The sequence below is a fragment of the Actibacterium sp. 188UL27-1 genome (assembly GCF_016901225.1).
GTDB lineage: Bacteria > Pseudomonadota > Alphaproteobacteria > Rhodobacterales > Rhodobacteraceae > 188UL27-1.
Window position 1 is genome coordinate 1 of the sequence record NZ_JAFEUL010000046.1, and the last position, 2,299, is coordinate 2,299.

Consider the following 2,299-nt stretch of genomic DNA (forward strand, 5'->3'; position numbering starts at 1 on the left):
GGACGCTTTTCTGACCCTCACACCCTTGTCGCCCTTCAAAGCCGCCAACGCGACTTTCGCCTTGAATGCAGGGCTGTGGTTCCGTCTCGGTCGTCTTGCCATCTTCACTTCGTCGTCCCGGCAGGCTGCCGGATCACGAGCGAAAAATCCACCTAACTCAACTGTTCAGATTTCTCAGGCCATCTCTTTAACTTGGACGCAGCTGGGGCGGCTTTTTTGGCCGAGTTCAGGCGATATCCGCCGTTGATTTCCAGGCGTCAAAGGCTTCCATGCGGTGATACCGGATCTGGATTGCGGAACGGTGTCGGGTAAGGGGGAAATGATTGCGTACAGCGGGGTGGCAGGTGACCGTTTTCAGCGCGATTATTCAACCCCTTTCCCAGACCTGTTGTTTACGCCTTACATCAACGCCGACAGGTTTTGCCCGATCATTTATAAGTTCGAATGGCTCCATGGCCTACACGTTATGAGGCTGCGTTCCTTGGACACAAGGCGCTCTACCTCTCCGAGGGGTCGGCTTATTCCAACTATTTTCGCGCCTTCGCTGCGGCTGGTTTGGCTGAGATCCATTTCGCGAATGTGAACGGCGGCGACGAGGGGTTCTTCGCCGAGATCGAACGGCTCGGGTCTTGCGCTCGTCTTGCCCATTTCTGGAAAAGGAACGAAACTGCGCGTGGATGCGTCGATGACAAAGGTGCTGGACGTATCGTCCGGGCGATCCAAGTAATGAAAGGAGTAAAGCGCTAGTGACACTCACCATAGAAGGTCAGTCGGCGGGCCCTGACGAGAAGACATGGCTCATCGCCGAGGTAAGCGCCAATCACGATCGTGATTTGGATCAGGCGCTGAAACTCATTGATCTTGCGGCCGAAGCTGGGTGGGATGCGTTGAAGCTTCAAACGTATACTGCCGACAGCCTGACGATGGAGAGTGATCACCCGTCAATGGCGATCGACCCGATCTGGGGGCGCGACAGGCTTTATGACCTTTACGACGATGCTGCTATGCCGATGGAGTTTCATGAACCGCTTTTCGAACGTGCGCGTGCCCACGGTCTGGTTCCTTTTACATCCGTTTATGACCCCCGGGATTTGCCATTTGTCGAAGATCTCGGCTGTCCGATTTACAAGATAGCATCGTTCGAGATGACCTTTGATGCCCTGCTGGTCGAGATCGCGAAAACAGGAAAGCCGGTCGTCATGTCCACTGGCATGGCCAACCTGGCGGAAGTGGACCACGCCATGGAAGTGCTTGCCCGCAACAACGCTCGCGAAGTGATGCTCTTGCATTGTGTCTCGGCCTATCCGGCCCCTCTGGCCTCGGTGAATTTGCATGCCATCGAGATTCTTCGTGCTCGTTACGGTGACCTGATCGGGTTTTCCGATCATACCGAAGGCAGTCGTGCCGCCCTTACCGCAAGTGCCATGGGCGCAGTCGCCATTGAAAAACACATCACGAACGATCCGGACCGTACAGGACCGGATCACAGGTTCTCGGCGACACCAGACATCCTTCGGGAGATTGCTGATGGAGTTGAAGAGATCCACATTGCGCGCGGTTCGAGTGCGAAGGACACTGTGTCCGATGAAGCCGGCAACAAGGTGGTCGGGCGTAGATCGGCCTTTGCTTTGCAAGATCTGCCGAAAGGGCACCTGCTTGCCACGGGGGACTTTCGCTTCATTCGTCCGGGAGTCGGCATTCCACCAAATGATCCGGGCGCACCTTTGGGACGGGCTTTAAAAAACGCTGTCCGCAAGGGCCATCCTATCACCTATGATGATCTTGCCCCGTGATACGCAGCGTTGCGATCATGCAACCCACGTTTCTGCCATGGACTGGATATTTTGGTCTCATCGCAAGTGCCCTTGTCGCGTGATGCCAGCCTGTGGGCTTAATCGAAAAACCCATGGTCCAGCATAACAGGACAAGGTCACAGGTGGCCATAGCCGATGTCTCGGGCCGTTCTCGTCGTTGTCCGCGCTCCGAGCGCGGACACATACAGGTCATAAGACTGGCCTCGGGCACGCCGAGTTCACCGGTAATCACCGCGAAATCCGGAGCCGGTGGACGGCGTTGCTGAGCCATTGCAACGCCGCCTGTCCGAGGCCGCAATGTTGGATGAAACTGGAGTTCCCCCGGTTTCGTGGACGGTTATGGGCTTAGAGATTCCAGTCCTTCTGGCCGAATGCACCGGATCGGTGAGGACCGCACGGAGCGGCTCGACATTGTCCCCGCCCAGCTCCGTGTGATTGTCACGGTCCGTCCGAAATATGCCTGTCGGGCCTGCACCGATGGGATC

General features: G+C 56.6%; 3 protein-coding genes and 1 pseudogene. All 4 read left to right on the plus strand.

Features of this window, described 5'->3' with window-relative positions:
- The coding region (locus IU397_RS23070; RefSeq protein ID WP_204417974.1) for a hypothetical protein at nt 1-247 on the plus strand (247 nt) is incomplete at its 5' end.
- A gap of 197 nt (nt 248-444) precedes the next feature.
- Nucleotides 445-747 (plus strand): hypothetical protein, encoded by a 303-nt coding sequence (locus IU397_RS23075; protein WP_204417970.1) that lies wholly within the window; start codon nt 445-447, stop codon nt 745-747.
- Nucleotides 747-1,793 (plus strand): N-acetylneuraminate synthase family protein, encoded by a 1,047-nt coding sequence (locus IU397_RS23080; protein WP_204417972.1) that lies wholly within the window; start codon nt 747-749, stop codon nt 1,791-1,793. Before IU397_RS23075 ends, IU397_RS23080 begins: the two co-directional genes overlap by 1 nt.
- Before the next feature lie 386 nt (nt 1,794-2,179).
- A pseudogene (locus tag IU397_RS23085) lies at nt 2,180-2,299 on the plus strand (IS66 family transposase zinc-finger binding domain-containing protein); the annotation flags it as partial.